The 2,375-nt window shown below is 66.7% G+C and carries 2 protein-coding genes; both read right to left on the bottom strand.

Annotation, left to right across the window (positions count from 1 at the left end; genetic code table 11):
* Positions 1-154: 154 nt before the first annotated feature.
* Entirely contained in the window at positions 155-1,342 is a 1,188-nt protein-coding gene (locus DBR12_RS20685) for an IS91 family transposase (RefSeq protein WP_108618944.1), read from the bottom strand.
* A 28-nt stretch (positions 1,343-1,370) separates the two neighbouring features.
* Positions 1,371-2,231, bottom strand: coding sequence for a site-specific integrase (locus DBR12_RS20680; RefSeq protein WP_108618943.1), 861 nt, complete (start codon positions 2,229-2,231; stop codon positions 1,371-1,373).
* Positions 2,232-2,375 lie beyond the last annotated feature (144 nt).

Raw genomic sequence — 2,375 nt, 5'->3', positions numbered from 1 at the left:
CTTTTGCGCAATAGCGCTTTGCAGGCAAGGCGTGGGCGGGTAGCCCGCGCCCAACGGGCTTGCCGCCACCTCGCGCGCGGTATCCAGAGCGAGCAAAGCCCGCACCACTGCGCACCAAGCAGCGGCGATGTGTCCTTTGGCGATCCTTCCCGTTTCATGGTGGGCCACGGCTGTTCGGCATGAGCGCACCGGGCGCTGGCAGCCACTGGGGCGCTGCCACGGTCTGCACGCAGTGCAACGTTCCCACTTTGCAACACGGGCACTTCAGTGCATCGATGCGCGCCACACGCCGCAGGAACTCGCGCGCTGATTCAATGGCTTGCGGATGGGGCTCGGGCATTTGCAGGTCCCGGCGCGCCGCATCCAGCTTCTTGCCCTTGCAAGCGGGCGCCAGCACGCCGTAGTGGCGTATGCGCTTGATGCCGGTGGGCAGCACATGCAGCAGCACGCGGCGCACGAACTCGGCGCCTTGCAAGCGGATTGTCTTTTTTCCGCCCTGGTCATCGGCGCGGACGGTAAAGATGACCTCATCGCCCGTGACGGCGCGGATGCGTTCGTTGCCAATGGCCGTGCGATGCGTGTAGCGGCTGAGGTACTCCAGGGCCTGCGCCGGGCCGCCCAGCGGGGCCTTGGCGTAGACCACCCAGTTGTGGTGGTACAGCGCCCGCTGGCGTTCGCGCCAGGCGCTCGCGTCGCCTTGGGGGTCTGCGTCGATTTGCCCGCTGCGGCGGGCATCGCCCAAGGCCTGCAGGAACTTGCCCCTGAACGCTTTGGATAGCGCCTGTACCGGGAACAGGAAGTCTGGCTTGCGGCTGGGCGCATGCCAGCGCCCATCGAGCAGCACGCCGCTGGCCATCACCCCATGCACGTGGATGTGTCGGCGCAGATCCTGCGTCCAGGTGTGCAGCACCAGGCTGAAGGCGGGTGTGCCGCCAGCTACGCCCATCCAGCGCGCATTGCCGCTGAAGTCGCTGAGTGTCTGGGCGGTGCTGGCGAACAGGGTGTCGATGACCCAGCGCGGGTGCGCGCCGTACAGCGCGTTCAGGCTGTGCGGCAGCGTGAACACCAGGTGTACGTAGGGCACGTTGAGCAGTTCGGCCAGCCGTCCTTGCAACCAGGCGTCCTTGGCGCGGGCGCCGCATTGCGGGCAGTGGCGGTTGCGGCAGGAGTGGTATTGCCAGTGGCTGTGGCCGCAGGTGTCGCAGCCCAGTTGCTCGCCGCCCAGGGCTTTCGTGCGGCAGGCAATGATGGCCCGCCAGGCCTTGGCCTGTGACCCGCTCAGGGTGTGGCTTGCCAGATACGTCGGGCCATGGCGGTGCAGGGCCTGGGCCAGTGTGGCCATGGCGGCTCAATCAGTGCTGCGGACAGTGTCAGGAAAGTCGCAGCGCCGCCAGCAAATCCAGCGGATCGGTGTCCTTGGGTGCACGCACCTGCGGGCTGACCAGGTGCAGGTAGCGTGCGGTGGTGCTGATGTGGCTGTGGCCCAGCAGTTTGCTGATGGTGAACAGGTCCACGCCACCTTCCAGCAGGTGGGTGGCAAAGCAGTGGCGCAGGGTGTGGATGCCGCCGCTCTTGGTGATGCGGGCATTTTGCCGTGCGCGGTGGTAGGCGCGCTGGGCGCTGTCCACGGAGATGGGCTGGCGGCCAGTGGTGTCGCCAAACAGCCAACGCTGGGGTCGCACGCAGCGCACGTGCTCGCGCAGCATTGACAGCAGTGTGGGGCTGAGGATGCTCTGGCGGTCGTGCCCTCCCTTGCCGCCGCGTACGCGTATGCACATGCGGTCGGCCGCGCTGTCGATGTCACGCAGCTCCAATGCGCAGACCTCCGAGACGCGCAGGCCTGCGGCGTAGACGGTTTGCAGCAGCATGCGTTGGCGCGGGTGGCTGCAGCCGAGCAAGAGCTGCGCGATCTCGCTGCGCCCGAGCAGTTCGGGTTGGCGCTGGGGCACCTTGGCCATGGGGACGAGGAAGTCTTGGCGCGATCTGCCCAGCACGGTCTCGAACAGGAAGCGTGCCGCGCAGGCGGCCTGGTTCATGGTGCTGTAGGACAGGCGTTGTTCGCGCACCATGGTCAGCAGGTACTCCTGCACTTGCTGGGGGGTGTAGCTGGCCGGGTCGCGCCGGTAGTGCTTGGCCATGCGCCAGATGGCTTGGACGTAAGCCTGCTGCGTGCGCTGGGCGAATCCGCGCACTGCCATCGCATCGATCATGCGTTGCCGTAGTTCGGTCATGACTGCTCTCCTTGAAGGCCGGGGAAGAGTCCCCAACCCGAAGGCTGAGCCTTCTACAGCCTTGTGCAAGCTCACAACCGAACAAGGCAAAACGCGGTGGCCCCCAGCGCTTGCCGAGCCACCGCGTCAGCGGTTTAGTTCAAC

Origin of the sequence: Acidovorax sp. HMWF029 (assembly GCF_003060895.1) — a bacterium.
Classification (GTDB): domain Bacteria; phylum Pseudomonadota; class Gammaproteobacteria; order Burkholderiales; family Burkholderiaceae_C; genus Acidovorax.
This window is presented reverse-complemented; position numbering and strand designations above follow the sequence as displayed.